17 protein-coding genes and 1 pseudogene are annotated in these 16,873 nt (G+C 63.8%); 7 read left to right on the forward strand and 11 right to left on the reverse strand.

The genetic code is table 11. The features are described from left to right. The first annotated feature begins 4 nt into the window (after positions 1–4). Entirely contained in the window at positions 5–424 is a 420-nt protein-coding gene (locus tag NHH88_15285; protein ID USX17079.1) for a DUF4259 domain-containing protein, read from the forward strand. 53 nt (positions 425–477) lie between these two features. Here NHH88_15285 and NHH88_15290 read toward each other — a convergent pair whose 3' ends face one another. From NHH88_15290 to NHH88_15300, 3 genes are all read right to left on the reverse strand, one after another. Beyond that, positions 478–1,095: a PEPxxWA-CTERM sorting domain-containing protein gene (locus tag NHH88_15290; protein USX17080.1), complete on the reverse strand. Its 618-nt coding sequence runs from the start codon at positions 1,093–1,095 to the stop codon at positions 478–480. A 213-nt stretch (positions 1,096–1,308) separates the two neighbouring features. Next, on the reverse strand, positions 1,309–2,013 hold the full coding sequence (locus NHH88_15295; protein USX17081.1) for a TorF family putative porin: 705 nt from the start codon (positions 2,011–2,013) through the stop codon (positions 1,309–1,311). Beyond that, positions 2,010–3,470 (reverse strand): S8 family serine peptidase, encoded by a 1,461-nt coding sequence (locus NHH88_15300; protein USX17082.1) that lies wholly within the window; start codon positions 3,468–3,470, stop codon positions 2,010–2,012. Before NHH88_15300 ends, NHH88_15295 begins: the two co-directional genes overlap by 4 nt. Before the next feature lie 352 nt (positions 3,471–3,822). On the opposite strand from NHH88_15300, the pseudogene NHH88_15305 reads away from it, so the two are divergent. Continuing rightward, positions 3,823–4,032, forward strand: a pseudogene (locus tag NHH88_15305) (hypothetical protein). 192 nt (positions 4,033–4,224) lie between these two features. On the opposite strand, the gene NHH88_15310 reads toward NHH88_15305, so the two are convergent. Next, a complete protein-coding gene (locus NHH88_15310) occupies positions 4,225–4,809 on the reverse strand; it encodes a sigma-70 family RNA polymerase sigma factor (protein USX17083.1) in 585 nt (194 codons plus the stop codon). 158 nt (positions 4,810–4,967) lie between these two features. On the opposite strand from NHH88_15310, the gene NHH88_15315 reads away from it, so the two are divergent. Continuing rightward, positions 4,968–5,795 (forward strand): NAD-dependent protein deacetylase, encoded by an 828-nt coding sequence (locus tag NHH88_15315; protein USX17084.1) that lies wholly within the window; start codon positions 4,968–4,970, stop codon positions 5,793–5,795. Between the two features lie 11 nt (positions 5,796–5,806). Here the strand turns inward: NHH88_15315 and NHH88_15320 are convergent, their stop codons facing one another. From NHH88_15320 to smpB, 3 genes are all read right to left on the reverse strand, one after another. Next, a complete protein-coding gene (locus NHH88_15320) occupies positions 5,807–6,361 on the reverse strand; it encodes a FlgO family outer membrane protein (GenBank protein ID USX17085.1) in 555 nt (184 codons plus the stop codon). Next, complete coding sequence (locus NHH88_15325; GenBank protein ID USX17086.1) at positions 6,362–7,033, reverse strand: hypothetical protein; 672 nt, start codon at positions 7,031–7,033, stop codon at positions 6,362–6,364. A gap of 201 nt (positions 7,034–7,234) precedes the next feature. After that, entirely contained in the window at positions 7,235–7,684 is a 450-nt protein-coding gene (gene smpB, locus NHH88_15330) for an SsrA-binding protein SmpB (GenBank protein USX17087.1), read from the reverse strand. A gap of 99 nt (positions 7,685–7,783) precedes the next feature. Here smpB and NHH88_15335 point away from each other — a divergent pair, with 99 nt between their 5' ends. From NHH88_15335 to NHH88_15350, 4 genes are all read left to right on the forward strand, one after another. Next, positions 7,784–8,218, forward strand: coding sequence for a type II toxin-antitoxin system RatA family toxin (locus NHH88_15335; protein USX17088.1), 435 nt, complete (start codon positions 7,784–7,786; stop codon positions 8,216–8,218). Next, positions 8,208–8,492, forward strand: a complete 285-nt coding sequence (locus tag NHH88_15340; protein ID USX17089.1) for an RnfH family protein — start codon at positions 8,208–8,210, stop codon at positions 8,490–8,492. The genes NHH88_15335 and NHH88_15340 overlap by 11 nt, the downstream gene beginning before the upstream one ends. A 298-nt stretch (positions 8,493–8,790) precedes the next feature. Beyond that, positions 8,791–9,120 (forward strand): helix-turn-helix domain-containing protein, encoded by a 330-nt coding sequence (locus tag NHH88_15345; protein ID USX17090.1) that lies wholly within the window; start codon positions 8,791–8,793, stop codon positions 9,118–9,120. 128 nt (positions 9,121–9,248) lie between these two features. Next, entirely contained in the window at positions 9,249–9,923 is a 675-nt protein-coding gene (locus NHH88_15350) for a hypothetical protein (GenBank protein USX17091.1), read from the forward strand. A gap of 43 nt (positions 9,924–9,966) precedes the next feature. Here the strand turns inward: NHH88_15350 and NHH88_15355 are convergent, their stop codons facing one another. The 4 genes from NHH88_15355 to NHH88_15370 all read right to left on the reverse strand — a co-directional run bounded on the left by NHH88_15355 (position 9,967) and on the right by NHH88_15370 (position 16,811). Beyond that, positions 9,967–12,231: a glycoside hydrolase family 3 C-terminal domain-containing protein gene (locus tag NHH88_15355; protein USX17092.1), complete on the reverse strand. Its 2,265-nt coding sequence runs from the start codon at positions 12,229–12,231 to the stop codon at positions 9,967–9,969. 27 nt (positions 12,232–12,258) lie between these two features. Then, entirely contained in the window at positions 12,259–14,637 is a 2,379-nt protein-coding gene (locus NHH88_15360) for an NdvB protein (protein ID USX17093.1), read from the reverse strand. 56 nt (positions 14,638–14,693) lie between these two features. Further along, complete coding sequence (locus NHH88_15365) at positions 14,694–16,040, reverse strand: MFS transporter (GenBank protein USX17094.1); 1,347 nt, start codon at positions 16,038–16,040, stop codon at positions 14,694–14,696. A 246-nt stretch (positions 16,041–16,286) separates the two neighbouring features. Next, a complete protein-coding gene (locus NHH88_15370; protein ID USX17095.1) occupies positions 16,287–16,811 on the reverse strand; it encodes a gluconokinase in 525 nt (174 codons plus the stop codon). Positions 16,812–16,873 lie beyond the last annotated feature (62 nt).

Consider the following 16,873-nt stretch of genomic DNA (forward strand, 5'->3'; position numbering starts at 1 on the left):
GCGGATGATGGGTACATGGGCGGTGGACGCTTTCGGCAACGACTACGCGCAGGATTGGGCGCAGGATTTGCAGGAGATTAGTAATCTGGACGCGGTCGAGGACACGCTGAACACGGCGCTCGATACCGGCGCCGGCGAGTTGGAGGCGCCGTTCGCGGCGGAGGCGCTGGTGGCCATCGAGGTCCTCGCGCGCCTTCAGGGCAAGGGCGGCGCGGCCAGCGAGGATAGCGCGGCGGTGGACGAGTGGGTCGAGGCGCGCAAGCCCAAAGCGCGCCGGCGCGCGGACCTGGAGGACAAGGCCTTGAAAGCCATCGCCCGCATCCTGTCCGACCAATCGGAGTTGCGCGAGCTGTGGGCCGAGAGCGAGCATTACGAGGAATGGCGCGCGTCGGTCGAAGCCCTGCGTGAACGCATCGTCGCCTGAAACGAAAAAAACGCCCTGAAGGGCGTTTTCTTTTTGATGGCGTGCCGCGGAGATTACTTGGCGGCCTTGCGGCGGCGCGCTGCCACGCCGATCAGACCCATGCCGGCCAGCAGCATCGCGTAGGTTTCCGGCTCTGGCACGGCGGTGGTCAACGAGACATTGTCCAGCGAGGTGCCCAGGCTGTCGCTGGTGCCGGTGGCGATGAACTTCAGTTTCATCGCCGAACCGTCGCCGATCAGCGAGTAGGTTTGGGTTTGCCAGCCGCCGTTGAGCGAGTTGTTGACGTGGCCGATCTGGTTGCCGCCCCAGTCCACCGACAGGCCTTGCGACGAGATGGCGACGCCTGGGCGGTCCTGGAACTGGAAGCTCAGCGTGTAGTGCTGGCCGAGCGTGGTCAGCACGGTCTGGGTCATGCTGCTGTTGCGCGTGGTGTCCAGTTCGACGAAGTTGACGCCATCGGCGGCCACGCCGTAGACGTTGTTGCGCAGTTCTATACCGCTCTGCCCGCCGGTCCAGCCGGTCAGGCTGGCGTAATTGGACCAGCTGCCTGCGGCCTGGTGGGTGGCTTCAAAGCTGCCGTTCACCAGCAGTTCCACGGGCGCGGCGAAGGCGCTGCCGGCGGATAGCATGGCGACGAGCGCGGCGGATTTGAACAGGTTCGTGATGGTCATTTTGGTATTTCTCCGTAAAATTTGTTTTTAGAAACTTATATTCCCCGTAAGACAATTGCATTGTAATCTAGTAATTTATTTTGTGCTAGTTTTTTCGGCAGCGCATGTCGCTGCGTCGGCACAGGACATGCGTCCGGCGGCCGGACGGCGGCGAGGAACAGCGCGCCCGGGGAAGGCGCGAGGGGAGGGTGCTACAGGGGCGTTGGGTGGGGTTTAGAACGCGTAGGTGAGCCCGAGGCTCCAGGATTTGGGCGGATGCACCGGATACCACGCATAGCGCCGGCCGTCGTCCTGCACATACTCGCGGGCGATCTGCACCGTCCAGTTACCGAAAGGGATGCCGACTCCCAGGCGCGCATCGATGCGCGAGGAGGTCGGAATGCCAGGCCAATAGCCGCCGCTGATGTTATGCAGCACGCCCGCATGGGCGATCAGGTTGAAGCGCGGATGCACTGGGTAGAAGGCGCTGACCTCCGCATACACCGTCTTCACCGGGAAGCCCAGGTACTTGGGCGAGTAATAGATCCGCGTGCTGCCACGCTCGAAGCTCAATCCGGCGTAGCACTCTGAAAAGTCGTTCTGATGCGCTTGCGTATAGGTGATGCGGCTGCAACCGGCCTCCCAGCTGCCGCCCGACTGCAAGCGCTGCGCGTAGCCGGCGTAACCTTGCAGCTTGTAGCCGTCCGCGTCGCCGATGGTCATGGCGCTGGCGAACCCGCCCAGATACCATCCGGCCACGCCGTCGATATTGATTGTGATCTGCGGTACGGCGTTGCCCTTGCCGGGGTTTTGTCCGCGATAACGGTACTCGGACTGCAGCGCCACGCTGCCGCTGATATCCATATCCAACTGCGCGCGCGCGGGCGGCGCCACCGCGCACAGGCAGGCGAGGCCGATAGCCAGGCCGCGCGATTTCACGGATTGGCGCCGCGCTGGCTCAATTTGGCGGGGCAGCCGCAGCTGCAATGGTCGATGAGATGGGAGATCGTGGCGCATGCGTCAATATTAACAGCGTTCAACACTTCCGGCGGTTGCAGCATGCGCCGCAACTGGGCGGGCGTGGCGCCGGGCTGCAATTCCCCCAGCAATGCCAGCATGCCGGACACGTGGGCTGCGGCGTACGAGCTGCCGCTGACGAAGGACCAGCGCGCGCCCGGCGCGGTGGTCGGGACGTCGTTGCCCGGCGCGAACAGCGGCCGCTCCAGGCCGGCCGCTGCCGCTGTCTTGACCATCATCGCGGCCGCGCTCACCGGCGCGAAATTGCCGGACACCTTGACGCTCGGCTGCGAGGCCACGGCCAGCACGCCGCGGTGGCTGGCGGGGAAGGTTGGCGCGCTTGCCTGCGCGTCGATCGCGCCGACTACGCCGATGCCGCGCTGCAGCGCCACGTCCAGTAAACGGTCCAAGAGCCTGTCGGGCGGACCGGACAGGCTCAGGTTGATGACTTTGGCGCCGTTGAGTATCGCGTAGTTGATCGCCTTGCTCAAGGTGAAGCTGTTACATCGGGTGCCCTGGTTGGGGAGTTGCCAGCAGGCCCGCAAGCCCATCAGCCTGGCCTTGGGCGCGACGCCGACGATGCCGCCGTGGCCGGTGCGCGCCGCGATGATGCCGGCGACGGCTGTGCCGTGGATCTCCGGCGGCGGCTCGCCGTTGTCGACGAAGTTTGCGTTGACCGCCAGTTGGCCCTGCAGATCGGGGTGGTTGCCGTCGATGCCGCTGTCGATCACCGCCACCCGCACTTCGCTGCCGGTGGTGTAGCGGTGCAGGTCGGCCACATGCCAGTAGCGGGCGGCCGGCTGCACCGGATACAGCGCGTCGGTGCCGGCCGCCGCGTTCGCGACGGGCGCAACCGGCGCAACCTGCGGCGCGGCGTTGCCTGCTGGCGTGACGCGTGGCGCCTGCCCGGCCATGCCTTCGAACCTGGCCACCGGCTGCGCCCATTCCACTTGCGGATCGCGCGACAGCTGTTCGATGATGCGGGCGGCGTCGGCGTTGTCCTTGTAGCGCATGACGTAGCAATCGATGCCGAGCAGCGACATGGCCCAGCCTTCGACCACAGTCATGTCGTGCTGCCGTGCCAACGCCTCGGCGCGGCGCCGGCGTCCGCCGCTGCCGCTGTCGTCCATATAGCGGCCGCCGTAGGTGGCGTCGGGCCGGTAGTGGGTGGCGGGCAGGCGCAGCATCACCAGCAGCTGGTTGGCGCCCGGGTCGTGGGCGCCGTCGTCGGCTGGCGGCAGTATGCGCTCGTCGCCCGCCGGGGGCGCGGCCCCGGCCACGGGAGCCGGCGACGTCGCCTGCGCGTCATGGGAACCCGCGAAAGCCGTGCCGGCCGATAGCGCAAACAAGGCGGCCAGCACGAGGGCTCGGGCGTTCAAGGCGTGCCGCCGTCGTCGAGCGCTTCGGCCAGCTTGACGGCCGGATCGGCGCGCAGCGCTTGCAGCGCGCGGTCGCGGTTTTCTTCGGGCACGCTGATCAGGTAGGCGTCGGTCACGGTGGGGCCGTCGACCACGCGCGCGCCTTGCGCTTGCAGGATGCGCCGCAGCTCACGCTCGGTGGTGGTGGGCTGGAACATCACCACCAGGTTACCGACGGGATTGGCGCCGACGTTGTTGCCCAACACGCGATAGGCGGCCGGTGGTTCGTCCGGACGCGCCAGCAGCGCCACCAGGCCGACGATCAGCACCCATTGCGCCGCCACCGCCCAGCGCAGCCAGGTCGGCTGGTTGGCCGCGCCCATGGCCCACCAGCGCCGTGGCACGACCTGGACGCCGGGCGCCGGCACATCGGCCAGCGGTTTGACATCGGCGGGAGTGGCGATGGTTGCCTTGCCGGCCGGCGCCGCGTTGGCGCGCACCGGGACATCGTCAATGTCGTCCACCGGACCGAGCGCGGGCAGTATGCGCGCCCAGGCCCGTTCCATGTCCACACCCGGCGGCAGGGCGGTGTCGGCGCTCCCTTGGTCCAGCATCTCGCGCTCCCATTGCAAATCCTGACGGCATTGCTCGCAGGTGTGCAGATGCACTTCCACGCGGTGCGCGTCGTCCGGTTCCAGTTGCGATGACGCGTACCACGGCAGCAGTTCCTGCACCGCCTGGTGCGCCGGGACGTCCAGTCTGAAGACTCGCCCGTTCATCGACCGTTCTCTCTCTCGTTCCACAACAAATCCTTCAATCTGTGCCGCGCGTGGAACATACGGGTTTTAACCGTGTTCACCGGGCAATCGACCACTTCAGCGATGTCGCTGTAGGCCATCTCGTGATAATAGGTTAGCACCATCACCGCGCGCTGTGCGGCGGGCAACTGATCCAACGCCTCGGCCACCGTGTTCTGCAATTGCAGCCGGGTGATCGTCTGCTCGGGCTGGTTGCCGCTTTCATCCTCGTACAACGACGCATCGGATTCCACCGGATCGTCGCTGCCACGCAAACCCTTGAGGGTCTTGCGGTAGGCGATGGCGAAAATCCACGTGGAAGGCTTGCAACTGCCGTCGAAGGTCTCGGCTTTTTGCCAGACCACCAACATGGTGTCATTGACAATTTCCTCGATCAACGTGGCATTGCGGGTCATCCGTCCGATAAAGCGCGACAGGCGCGAAAAATAGCTGCGGTACAACTGCTCGAAGGCGGCCCTGTCCCCGCCCGCTATCCTGCCTAGCAGGCACGCCTCGTTCGCATCCGGTAATGAGCCCGTCGACAGGCCCTGTGATTGACGCATCCGCCATCCTCCATTGTTTGCCGTAGATGCCGTTTCGTCGACAAATGGTTCTACTAAACAGTAAAAATATATACGCAACAAGCGTGCAACCGGCGGCAACTAGCGACGCCGGGTCAAAACCTGTCCATTCCGCATGCTACCACCCGGATTCGGCTACCATGGCATTCATGAACCTGAGCGCTCAAATCGATCACCTGCAAACATTTTTACACCAGCACCGGCGCGTGCTGGTCCTGACCGGGGCCGGCCTCAGCACCGATTCCGGCATCCCCGACTACCGCGACAAGGATGGCGTGCGGCGCGGCCGCACACCAATCCAGGGGCCGGATTTCCGCCGCGACGAGGGCGTGCGCCGCCGCTATTGGGCGCGCAGCATGGTCGGCTGGCCAACGTTGGCGCAGGCCGCGCCCAACGTCGGCCACCGCGCGCTGGCGGCGCTGGAGGAGGCCGGCCGCATCGACGGCCTGATCACGCAAAACGTCGACGGTCTGCACCAGCGCGCCGGCAGCCGCAAGCTGATCGAGCTGCACGGCAATATCCATGGCGTCGTCTGCCTCGATTGCCGCCGCATCAGCGAGCGCGCCGCGATCCAGACGGAGTTGCTGCAAGCGAATCCCGGTTTGTTCGCGGTCGACGCCGAGGTGCGTCCCGACGGCGACGCCGAGGTCGAGCTGGAGGCATTGCAGCACTTCCACGTGCCGGTATGCGGGCACTGCGGCGGCACCTTGCAGCCTGACGTGATCTTCTTCGGGGACAATATTCCGGCCCAGCGCACCGCCGACGCGCTGGCCATGATGGAGCACGCCGACGCCTTGCTGGTGGTCGGTTCGTCGTTGATGGTGTTTTCGGGCTACCGCTTCTGCAAGCTGGCGGCCGCCGCGGGCAAGCCCATCGCGGCGATCAACCTGGGCAAGACCCGCGCTGACGACCTGATCGGACTGAAGGTGGAGGCGGCGGCGGCCGAGGTGCTGCCGCGCCTGGTCTGAGCGGTGCCGGCTTAGTTCCGCTGCAACATCGAACGGACGATGGCTTCCTTGGCCAGCACATAGTCCTGGCCGGCCAGCACCAGGTTGGAGTTCGGCTGGATCACCTTGACGTTGATGAACACCATGTCGCTGGTTTCGGCGTAGGAGCCGACCACGATCGCCTGGGCGTTGTGGGCGGTGGCCACTTCGCCGATTTCGCGGGTGAGCATCAGCTCGCCCTGATTGCGCTTCAGGTAGACGTTGTTGCGCAACTTCATCTCGATCATGCGCATGCCGCCTTGGGCCAGGCGGGTCGACACCTGCTCCGACACCAGCCGGCCCAGGGTCGTGGTTTGCTCCAGCGCGTCGATGTTGACGATGGTGGCCATGATCAGGGGCTTGTCGGCGGTCAGCTTGCCGTTGAGCTGATTCATCAGCGAATCGGCGGCCTTGTAGTTGGCGTCGATGAACTGGTTGGATGAAATCGTCGAATAATTGCCTTCCTCCTTGGTGGCGGTGGAGGAACACGCCGCCAGCAGCAGCGGCAGCGCCAGCGCGGCGGCGCGGGCCAGGGATGTCATCAGCATTTACATGTCTCCGCGTACTTTGAAGGTACGGGTCAGTTTGGTGAGTTCGGCGTCCTGCTCGACGATGCCATACAGCTCGCGGTCGGAATCGGCCACGTAATAGGCCGACGTGGTGCGCGCCAGGTAGCGGTACTGGTCGGACACCGACAGGGTCACGATGATCTCGGTTTTCGGCGTCTCGCCCGGGGCGAACTGGGCGTTGGAGGTGTCGAACGGGTCCCAGCCGGTGCCGATGGCGCGCCAGCGGCCCAGCGGCGCTGGCTCCAGCTCGGCCATCGAGACGCCGCCGGGCAGCGCCGTGCGTTCGCCGATGGGGCGGTATTGCGGACGGTCGGCGGCGAAGGTGACGGCCTGGATGTCCAGATCGATCCTGAGCGACCCGGCCGGCGTGCGCGAGACGATAAAGCCATCGTTGACCAGCGAGGTGGTCAGCTGGGTCACCAGCGCACGCTGGAAGGCGTTCGACTCGGCCGGCTCGTTGATGAAGACCGGGCGGGGCGGGCTCTTCTTGAGCTCGGCCACCAGCCGTTTTTCGATGTTGTTGGACACGATGCCCCAATGGTAGGCGGCTTGCAGCTTGGCCTGCTTGGTGATGGGGAAGTTCGCGGCCAGCGGGGTGGGCGTGTAGCGCGCCGCACATCCTGACAGGACCAATCCGGCTGCCAGAGCCATTGCAGTTTTCAGCGCCATTGTTGCCTCATCGTCAAAAGTCTAACGTTATCCGGGGCCGCGAAGGGTGAGCGGCGGCCGCCGAATGTAAAATCATCCAGCGTCCAGTTTAGCATGGATGTTTCCGATTAGAAATTCTCAAGGCGATAAAAAACCCGGTTCGGGACCGGGTTGTGTACGGAGCGCGCAACAGTTTTGGCGGTTTTAGCGGCTGTGGGTCTTCATCGCGGCCGCGACTTCGCGTTTGCCGTCGCGATCCTTCTCGGTGGCGCGCTTGTCGTGCATTTTTTTACCCTTGGCCAGGCCGATTTCACATTTGACCCTGCCGCCCTTGTAATGCAGGTTGAGCGGCACCAGGGTGTAGCCGGAGCGCTCGACCTTGCTGATCAGCTTGTCCATCTCCTGGCGGTGCAGCAACAGCTTGCGGGTGCGCACCGCTTCCGGGCTGATGTGGGTCGACGCGGTGGGCAGGGCGCTGATGTGGGCGCCGAACAGGAACAGCTCGTCGCCACGGATGGTGACGTAGGCCTCCTTGATCTGCACGCGGGCGTCGCGGATCGCCTTCACTTCCCAGCCTTCGAGCACGATGCCCGCTTCGTAGCGGTCCTCGATGAAGTAGTCAAAAAAGGCTTTTTTGTTATCGGCTATGGTCATGGGGTTCGTAAATCAGCTGTAAACCCGTGCGGGTCGGTTAAACTACTGCTTCGCGTCAAAAAACGCGACTAATTCAACATCATAGCAAATGGTTAGCCAATGGCAGTAGTGCACAAATCAGTTTTCCTCGGTTACAGCGCCCAGCAGATGTTCGACCTGGTCGCCAACATCGATGACTATCCCAAATTTCTGCCGTGGTGCAGCGGCGTCGAGATCCGCGAGCGCCGCGACAACGTCGTGGTGGCCAGCATCGGCATCAACTACCATGGCGTCAAGCAAAGCTTCACGACCTCCAACGAGAACACGGCGCCGACCACGATCAAGATGAAGCTGGTCGACGGGCCTTTCAAGACCCTGGACGGCGTGTGGACGTTCAAGGCGCTGCGCGAGGACGCCTGTAAAATCGAGTTCGATATGCGCTATGAATTCTCCGGCACCTTGCTGGACAAGCTGGTCGGGCCGGTGTTCGGCATGATCGCCAACAGCATGGTCGATTCCTTCTGCAAACGGGCGGAAACCGTCTATGGCGGCTGAACTGATCAACGTGCAAGTGTGCTACGCCAGCGACGCGGTGCAATTTCTGCGCGCGTTGCGGGTGCCTGCGGGCACCACGCTTGAGCAGGCCATCGCCGCCAGCGGCATGCTGGCCGAAGTGCCCGGCATCGACCTCACTACGATGCAGGTCGGCATCTACGCCAAGAAGAAGCCGCTGGACACGGTGCTGCGCGACCACGACCGCGTCGAAATCTACCGTCCGCTGATCGCCGATCCCAAGAACGCGCGCCGCCGCCGCAAGGCCGCCGCCTGACAGCTGCCGGGGTCAAGCCTGTCATTCGAACACGGCCTGGTCAATTAGCCGTGACCCTCGATTAGCCGCTACAATCTTTCCGCGGACTGCACGCGTGTTCATCTATTAAGCATTGAAAAAGTGGATTGGAATGTGCCTTCCGCAGTAGTGTCGAACGAAAAGGGCTTGGTGCGTGTCGCGCTGTCGGCCGCCACAGGGAGCGCGGTAGCTTTAACGGTGCGCAGCGGATTGAAATGGTTATGGAACCTTATTGACTTCTAACCAATCTAACACAAGATACTTATCGCAGGAGGTCGCGATGGACGTACATGGACTAATCGAGGCTATCGAGGAAATGGGCCAGCACGTCCGTGGGGAGATCGAGCTAGAAACCGTCGAGTTCATTCCCGAACCGATCAACGTGGCTTGCCTGCGCGCCTCAATCGGCTTGTCGCAGTCCGACTTCGCCAGCCGTTTTGGCCTTAGCCTGCGCAACATTCGTCGGTGGGAATCGGGCGAGGCGCGCCCAAGCTTTTACGAAGAAACACTGCTGTGGCATATCGCGCAAGATCTCGATTACGTTGGACGGGAGTTCGCCGAGTACTGCCGCTTGCGATCACAAGGCTCGCGCGAAGCTCACAGCAATTAGGCGACCAGCCATTGTGCGCCGTAAGCAGCCGACGCTGCGTTCGGCGAACAGACGAGTGGTGACCCCGCAGCGCGTCCCGACTGGCATCAGCTACAATATTGGCTTACTGTAATTACTGCGGAGCCAAATTGATCGAAACGCACACCGCACCACAAGTCCTGCACCGGGCCGGCGTCGTGCTGCTGGTTGTCGGCGCGATCGATATCGCTTACATGATCTGGCGCCTGTCCACCGGCGCCAGCTATTCCTATAGCATGACCATTCCCGCCGTGATCGTCGGCGTGCTGCTGATGCGCGGCAGCCTCAAGGCCGCCTCCGCGTTGATCTGGATCGCCGCCATCCTGCTGCCGATGGCGCTGGCCAGCGGCGCCATGTCGCTGATGCAGCCGCTCGACCTGACCCTGACCGAACTGCGTCTGGCGCCGGCGGCCCACTTCGGCGCGGCGCTGCCGCTCTTGATCTTCTGCGGCCTGCTGTACTGGCTGTTGCAACAGCTGGGCCGCCAGCCCGTGCAATCGGCGATCCAAACCACCGGCCGCAAGAAGCCGGCCATCAACGTGGCGCTGACCATCGGCGTGGCGCTGTCGATGCTGGCGCTGACCGGCAAACAGCTTGGGCAAAACAGTGATTTAAAGAAGAAGGCGGAGCAGCTGGCGCAGGAAAAGCACGGCGCGCAGTTCCGTTATCACGCGTCCAGCATCACGCCGCGTGACGATATGGAAGGCACCTTCGTCGAGGCCAAGGTTCAGGCGTGGAATCAGAACAGCGTCGACACCGTCGACGTGTTCTGGAAAGAAAAATGAAACTGCGGCATCGCGTGAACCGCGATGCCGCGCGCGGGACGGCTTAGCGTCCGCTGATGTTGAGCGTACGCGCGTCCAGCTTCACCTTGACGGTGGCCGCCGGCTTGGCGCCCGCCGACTCGGCCAGGGTCACGATGTACTCGCCGCCGGCGATCTTCCAGGTCTTGCTGGCGCTGTCATACATGGCCAGCAGACGCGGATCGATCTTCACCTTGGCTTTGCCGCTGGCGCCGGCCTTCACCGCCACCTTGTCCCAGCCGCCGAGGCGCTTCGGCGCTTCCCAGCCGCCGGCCGCAGGCGACACATACACCTGTCCAACCGCCTTGCCATCGCGCTTGCCGGTGTTCTGCACGTTGAAGGTAACGTCGATGCCGGCGCCGTCGGACGACTTGTTCGCGCTCAGGTCCGCAAAGGCGAAGCTGGTGTACGACAGGCCGTAACCGAACGGGAACAGCGGCTTGTGGCCTTTCAGGTCGAACCACTTGTAGCCGACGGCCGCGCCTTCGATGTTGTAGTCGGTGGTGATCTTCTCGATGATGGCTTCATCCTTGGTCACCGCGTCGCCGTCCATCACGGGACGTGGCAATTGCGCCACCGACGCCGGGAAGGTGGCCGGCAGGCGGCCCGACGGATTGACTTCACCGGTCAGCACGCGGGCGATCGCCGCGCCGCCGCTGGTGCCCGGATACCAGGCTTCGATCACGGCGCCGACGTTGTTCAGCCATGGCATGACGACCGGACCGCCGGTTTGCAGCACGACGACGGTCTTGGCGTTGGCCTTGGCCACGGCGGAAATGAGCGCGTCCTGCTTGTTCGGCAGGTTCAGGTCCGGCGCGTCGATGGCTTCGGCCATCCACTGGTTGCCGAACACGATGGCGACATCGCTGGACGCGGCCAGCTTGGCGGCGGCGGCGGCGTCCTTGCCGTCGTTGTAGACGATCCTGGCGCCGGTGCGCGTGCTCAGTTCCTGCAGCGGCGACGAGCGGTGGTAGACCATCGGTCCCGGGAAGAAGGCCGGGCCTTCGTTGGCGACCGGCGACAGGCCGATCGGATAGACCTGGGCCGAGCCGCCGCCGGACAGCACGCCGACGTTGGCGTGGCCGCCGATGATGGCGATGGTGCGCACGTTGGCGCCCAGCGGCAGCAGGTCGTTGGTGTTCTTGAGCAGGACGATGGCTTCTTCGGCGTCCGACTGCGAGATCTTGCCGTTGGCGGCGAAGTCGATGCCCGCGTCGTCGGTGGTCGGGGTGACGACCGGATGCTCGATCAGGCCATTGGCGAACATGGCGCGGGTGATGCGCTTGACCATGTCGTCCAGGCGCGCCTGCGGAACGTGGCCGTTGACCACCGCCTCCTTCAGCGCCTCGTTGAAGTAGGCCGACTTGTCGAACGGGTGGCCGGACTGCTGATCCAGGCCGTGCATCGCGGCGGGAACGGTGGAGTGGGTCGCGCCCCAGTCGGACATGACGTAGCCCTTGAAGCCCCAATCCTGCTTCAGCACCTGGTTCAGCAGGTAGTCGCTCTCGCAGGCGTAGGAACCATTGACGCGGTTGTACGCGCACATCACGGAACCTGGATCGCCGCGTTCCATCGCGATCTGCAACGCCAGCAGATCCGACATGCGGCCGGCGGTGTCGTCGATCTTGACGTTGACGTTATTGCGGTTGGTTTCCTGGTCGTTGAAGGCGAAATGCTTCAAGGTCGAGACCATGTGGTTCGACTGGATGCCGCGAATCTGCTCGCCGACCATGACGCCGGCCAGCAGTGGATCTTCGCCGCCGTATTCGAAGTTACGGCCGTTGCGCGGCTCGCGCAGCAGGTTGACGCCGCCCGCCAGCATGATGTTGAAGCCCGTCTTGCGCGCTTCGCTGCCGATCATCGCGCCGCCGGCGAACGCCAGTTCCGGATTCCAGGTGGCCGTAGTGGCCAGGCCGGAGGGCAGGGAAGTGCGCTGGTAAGGCTTTTTCGATGCCGCCTGGGTGGCGACGCCGACGCCGGCGTCGGCCTGCCATTGCGGCGGCAGGCCCAGACGCTCGATGCCCGGGATGAAGCCGGCCGAATCCTTGCGGCCTTCCTTCGGCGCGATGTGTTTCTTGGACTCGAAATCGGTGGAGAAGTAGCCAAACACGGTCTGGATTTTTTCATCCAGCGTCATCGCCTTGACCAGCTGCTCGGCACGCGCGTCCGGCGTCAGCTTTTTATCGAGCCATGGGCGCTTGGCGTCGGCGGCATGGGCCGCTCCGCTTAACGTGGAAGACAGCATGAGGGGATAAACCAGTGCCAGTGACAGCCAGAGACGCTTCTTCATACGATTGCAATGTCCTTATATTTCGATTTATAGGTCGGCGCGCGGGATTAAAACCTCGAGCGCGTATACTCCACCCGCAACGATACCGGTCACGCGCGGTTCAGGCAATCGTTTTCCGTCCAGCGTGACCTGAATTTCGCTCACGTCGGCGCGGCGGATCGACACTTCGAAGGTAGCGTAGCGGAACTGGCGCGTGACCTTGATGCCGTCCCAGTGCTTGGGCAGCTGTGGATCGACCAGCAAACCGTCGCTATCGCCTTTCAAGCCGCACAGTCCCTCGATGAAGCAGCGGTAGGCCCACGACACGGTGCCCGTGTTGAACAACTGGCTGGAGCGGCCCGCCGTGCGCGGATACTGGTGATACGCGCCGCGATAGTAGTTGGGGATGAACACCGGCAGCTGGCCGCGCTGCAGGTAATCGGCCTCGCTCGGGCCGGGAATCATCTGGCGCAGCAGCTTGTAGGCGCGGTCGCCTTCGCCGACGGTGTACAGACTGTAGATGTAGAAGATCGACGCGTGGTTGTAGACCGCGCCGTTTTCCGCCGAACCGGGATGCTTTTGCGTCACGCGGCCGACGTCGTCGCGCATGGCGCTGTAGGGCGGCGCGAACATCGCCACGCCGTATGGCGTGTCCAGTTGCTCCGCGACCTGCGCCTTCATCGCCGCGCGCTTGCCGGCATCGGCCGCGCCGCCCAGTATCGCCCAGGCCTGCGGGTTCAGATAGATGCGGCCTTCCTTGTCCTTGCTGATGCCGAAGGTGACATTGTCGTCGGTGATGCCGCGCGCGTACCAGTCGCCGTCCCACAGGTGTTCGTTGGCCGCGCGGTTGACCGCCACGGCGCCGGCGCGGAAGTGCTTCGCGCTTTCGGCGAGCGAGGCGCTGGCGCCGCTTTTCTCGCAAATGTCGGCCCACAGGTTCAGCGCGTAGGCCGTGGCCACCGTCAGCCAGCCCGACACGCCGCGCCCCTTGTAGCCGACCATGTTCATCGGATCGCACCAGTCGCCCTGGGCGATGTAGCTCAAGCCACGCTTGTCGCGCGCCTGCAGCAGCCAGTCCATGGCGCTGCTCATGCGCTCGGAGACGGTGATGGCGACGCCGCTTTCGTGGCCGACCACGTCCTCGTTGAGGATATCGTAGTCGCCGGTTTCGTCGAGGTACACCTTCAGCGCCACCGGCAGCCACACGCAATGATCGGTGTGCGGCACCTGGTTGATGTATTTGAGCTCCGCGCCCTCGGCCAGCAAGATCCCGTCCGGCATCGCGCCGCTGGCCTCCTGCTGCGACAGCGCGTGCAGGAAGGCCGCGCGCATCACGCCGGGCTTGATGAAGCTCATGCCCATATTGTCCTGCAGGTAGTTGCGGGTCTGCGGATCGGTGCTGAGGCGATTGACGTCGCCGTGGTAGAACACCTGGCGCGGCAGCCAGTTGTTGACGAAGTTATCGAGCTCCTTGTCCGGCGTCTCGATGCGCAGGCATCCGCGTCCGCCGGCGATGTAGTCGGCGTAGTCCTTGCGGGCGGCGTCGAAGGCGGCTGCGCCCAGGTATTTCTCGCGCATGGCGACGATTTCCGCGTCGTCGAAGGCCGGGCCGAAGATGAAGCGGTAGTCTTGCGACTGGCCTTCCACCAGCGCCAGGCGGTATTGCACCACCGCGGCCGGCGTTTCATAGCGCGCGTCGCCGTTGGCCAGCAATTCGTCCTGGATCGCGCTCGGATAATGCAGGCCGCCTTCGCCCTCGAACGCCTGCTGCTGCACTTCCCACGCCACCGGCGCCTGCTCGCACAGGAAGTAGGTCTTGTCCTTGAAATCTTTCTGCTTGAAGTAGTCGGTGACCTTTTGATACGGCGTCACGCTGCTTGCCACCACGCCGCCCAGATCGGCGCGATATTCGCCCGACTGGTTCATCCACGACATGTAACCGATCGGGAAGTACGGGTAGACACTCAGCTTGCGCGCGCGGCCGGACAGATTGGTCACGCGCAGCGACCACAGTTCCACCACGTCGGTGGTTGGTATGCTCAATGTCAGTTCGATCCTGAGGCCCAGGTGCTCGATGGTCCATTCGATGTCGCTTTTGCCGACCGAGAAATTGAAGCTGTCGACCGGCGTGCGCACCGGCTCGTACGGCACTGAGAACAGCTCGCCCGTCTCCTCGTCCTTGATGTAGAAGAAGCGGCCCGGGTGATGGGCGTAGTAGTTCTGCTCCGGTTGCATGAAGGTCTTGGCCTCCAGGTTGGGCGCGTAGGCGTACTTGGCGGGCTCCGGCTGCATGTACTGGGCGACAGCGTAACCGCGGCAGGTCACCTGGATCATCATTTTCTGGTTCCACAGGAAGCCGGCGGCGCGCGGCATGGCCGTGGCGCTGGTCAGTTCGAAGCGGTCGCCATTGTGGGTTGGGCGTAGCATGAGACGGTCTCCGTATTAAAGCGTGCTGTATTTAGCGTGATGAATCAACGATGTAGTCAAGCGAGTTTGGCTTTGCGTTCTTTCAGCTCCGCCTGAATTTGAACCAGCTTGGTGTTGTCCAGGTTATAGAAGAACATGACCGCGACGGCCAGCGCCGCGAAGGCGGCAGGAATGAACGACATCAGCCAGACGATGCCGGCCTGCGAGCCGACCGACTGCGCCGCGTTGGCGACATAGCCGAGCTGCGTGAACAGCGAGCCGATGACCGCGACCGCGATCGCGGTGCCCAGCTTTTGCGAGAAGGTGGCGGCGGCGAACGTCATCGCGGTGGCGCGGCGGCCGGTGCGCCATTCGTTGTAGTCGGCGGTGTCGGCGTACATCGAGAAGGCCAGCGGCGACTTCGGTCCCAGGGCCAGGCCCATGCCGATCTGCAGCGCGAACATCAGCGTGACCTGGTCCTTGGGCACGAAGAAGAAGGCCGACGACAGCACGGCGGTAACGCTCATCAAAATCATCATCAGCTTCTTCTTGTCGACGAAGCGCGTGAGGAAGGGCGTGATCGAGGCGCCGATGGCGGCCGAGATCATATATGCCGGCACGAAGCCCTGCATCAGCTCCGGGCGTCCCACCACATACTTGAAGTAGTAAGCCGCGCTGGTGGTGCGCAGGGTGATCGTGATCATGATGATCAGCGCCAGGAAGAACAGCACCACCCACGGCCGGTTTTGCGACAGGTCGCGGATGTCCTGCGCGACGTTGGATTTTTGCGAGGGCGCCGGCGCGATGCGTTCGCGCGTGTTCAGGAAGGTCAGCACGAACAGGCCGGAGGCGAACACGCTCCACACCAGCATCGTCAACTGCCAACCCAGTTTGTCGTCGCCGGCGCCCAGCCACGACACCATCGCCGGCGTGGCGGCGGTGACCAGGGTGCCGCCGGCGAAGGCGAAGATGAAGCGCAGGCCGTTGACGGTGGAGCGTTCCTGCGGATCGGCCGACAGAACGCCGGACAGCGCGTTGTAGGGGATGTTGATGCAGGTATAGCAGACCATCATCAGCAGATAGGTACCGTAGGCCCAGATGATCTTGCCGTCTTCGCCCAGGTCCGGCGTGGTGTAGGTGAGGATGGCGGCGCAGGCCAGCGGCACCGGCACCCAGACCAGATACGGGCGGAACTTGCCGAAGCGGGTGGTGGTGCGGTCGGCGGCGGCGCCGATCATCGGGTCGGTGAAGGCGTTGATGATTTTGATCGTAAACATCATCGACGCCGCCGCCCCGGCCGAGATGCCGAAGACGTCGGTGTAGTAAATCAGCAGGAAGGTAGCGATATTGGTCCAATAAAAATTGAAGCCCATATCGGCGATGCCGTAGCTGATCTTTTCACGCCAGGTCAGTTGTTTGTTCACAGTCGCCTTGTTTTAACGGTCGATGACAGTCTGATGCCGTCGATTGTTGCACATGTAAAAACAGGCAGTGAAGCCGGAACTCCACTGCCCGAACAGGGCGGATCGCTGACGCCGTGCACAGGCGCGCATGCCTGCGCACGGGTCAGGGGGAGACGCCGCCCCGAGAGAGCGCGGTTTGCGGCCGTCAACCGGGGGCTGGCGGCGCGAATATGGGGGTAACCCTGGTAGCGGTAACTGTGGCGGATGTCATCGTGTCTCCTGCTTGTTGTTTTTTAAAATCTCCCGCACCAGCTCGGAAGGGTCCTTGCCGATGTCGAGCACGATGCCGGCTTCGTCGGCCTGCAGCGGTTCCAGCGACGCCAGCTGGCTGTCCAGCAGCGAGGTCGGCATGTAGTGGCCTGGGCGCGCCGCCATGCGCGCCGCGATCAGCTCGCGCGGACCGTCCAAATGGGCGAAGCGCAGTTGCGGATCGGCGCCGCGCAGCAAGTCGCGGTAGCGGCGCTTCAGGGCCGAGCACGACAGCACCAGGCCGGCGTTGCGGTCGCGCGCCACGGCGATCTCGGCATGCAGAGCCTTCAGCCAGTCGGCGCGGTCGCCGTCGGTCAGCGCCATCCCGGCCGACATCTTGGCGACGTTGGCATACGAGTGATAGGCGTCGCCTTCCAGGAAGGGCGCGCCCAGTGCGGTAGCCAGTTGCAGCCCGACCGAGCTTTTGCCGCAGCCGCTCACGCCCATGACGACCCAGCGGACCTGCGTTGTTTGATTACTCATATTTGGATAGGGATGTTAGCGCTAACAGATTGTTTGTAGTGTAAGCTTTTGCCGCGATTTGT

The organism is Oxalobacteraceae bacterium OTU3CAMAD1, from assembly GCA_024123915.1.
In the GTDB taxonomy this organism is placed as follows: Bacteria; Pseudomonadota; Gammaproteobacteria; order Burkholderiales; family Burkholderiaceae_D; genus Rugamonas.

What these genes read in the sequence shown, in the direction of transcription:
- NHH88_15285 (USX17079.1), top strand. Translation starts at nt 5, where the DNA reads ATGATGGGTACATGGGCGGTGGACGCTTTCGGCAACGACTACGCGCAG.
- NHH88_15290 (USX17080.1), bottom strand. Translation starts at nt 1,095, where the DNA reads ATGACCATCACGAACCTGTTCAAATCCGCCGCGCTCGTCGCCATGCTA.
- NHH88_15310 (USX17083.1), bottom strand. Translation starts at nt 4,809, where the DNA reads ATGCGTCAATCACAGGGCCTGTCGACGGGCTCATTACCGGATGCGAAC.
- NHH88_15315 (USX17084.1), top strand. Translation starts at nt 4,968, where the DNA reads ATGGCATTCATGAACCTGAGCGCTCAAATCGATCACCTGCAAACATTT.
- NHH88_15320 (USX17085.1), bottom strand. Translation starts at nt 6,361, where the DNA reads ATGCTGATGACATCCCTGGCCCGCGCCGCCGCGCTGGCGCTGCCGCTG.
- NHH88_15325 (USX17086.1), bottom strand. Translation starts at nt 7,033, where the DNA reads ATGGCTCTGGCAGCCGGATTGGTCCTGTCAGGATGTGCGGCGCGCTAC.
- smpB (USX17087.1), bottom strand. Translation starts at nt 7,684, where the DNA reads ATGACCATAGCCGATAACAAAAAAGCCTTTTTTGACTACTTCATCGAG.
- NHH88_15335 (USX17088.1), top strand. Translation starts at nt 7,784, where the DNA reads ATGGCAGTAGTGCACAAATCAGTTTTCCTCGGTTACAGCGCCCAGCAG.
- NHH88_15340 (USX17089.1), top strand. Translation starts at nt 8,208, where the DNA reads ATGGCGGCTGAACTGATCAACGTGCAAGTGTGCTACGCCAGCGACGCG.
- NHH88_15345 (USX17090.1), top strand. Translation starts at nt 8,791, where the DNA reads ATGGACGTACATGGACTAATCGAGGCTATCGAGGAAATGGGCCAGCAC.
- NHH88_15355 (USX17092.1), bottom strand. Translation starts at nt 12,231, where the DNA reads ATGAAGAAGCGTCTCTGGCTGTCACTGGCACTGGTTTATCCCCTCATG.
- NHH88_15360 (USX17093.1), bottom strand. Translation starts at nt 14,637, where the DNA reads ATGCTACGCCCAACCCACAATGGCGACCGCTTCGAACTGACCAGCGCC.
- NHH88_15370 (USX17095.1), bottom strand. Translation starts at nt 16,811, where the DNA reads ATGAGTAATCAAACAACGCAGGTCCGCTGGGTCGTCATGGGCGTGAGC.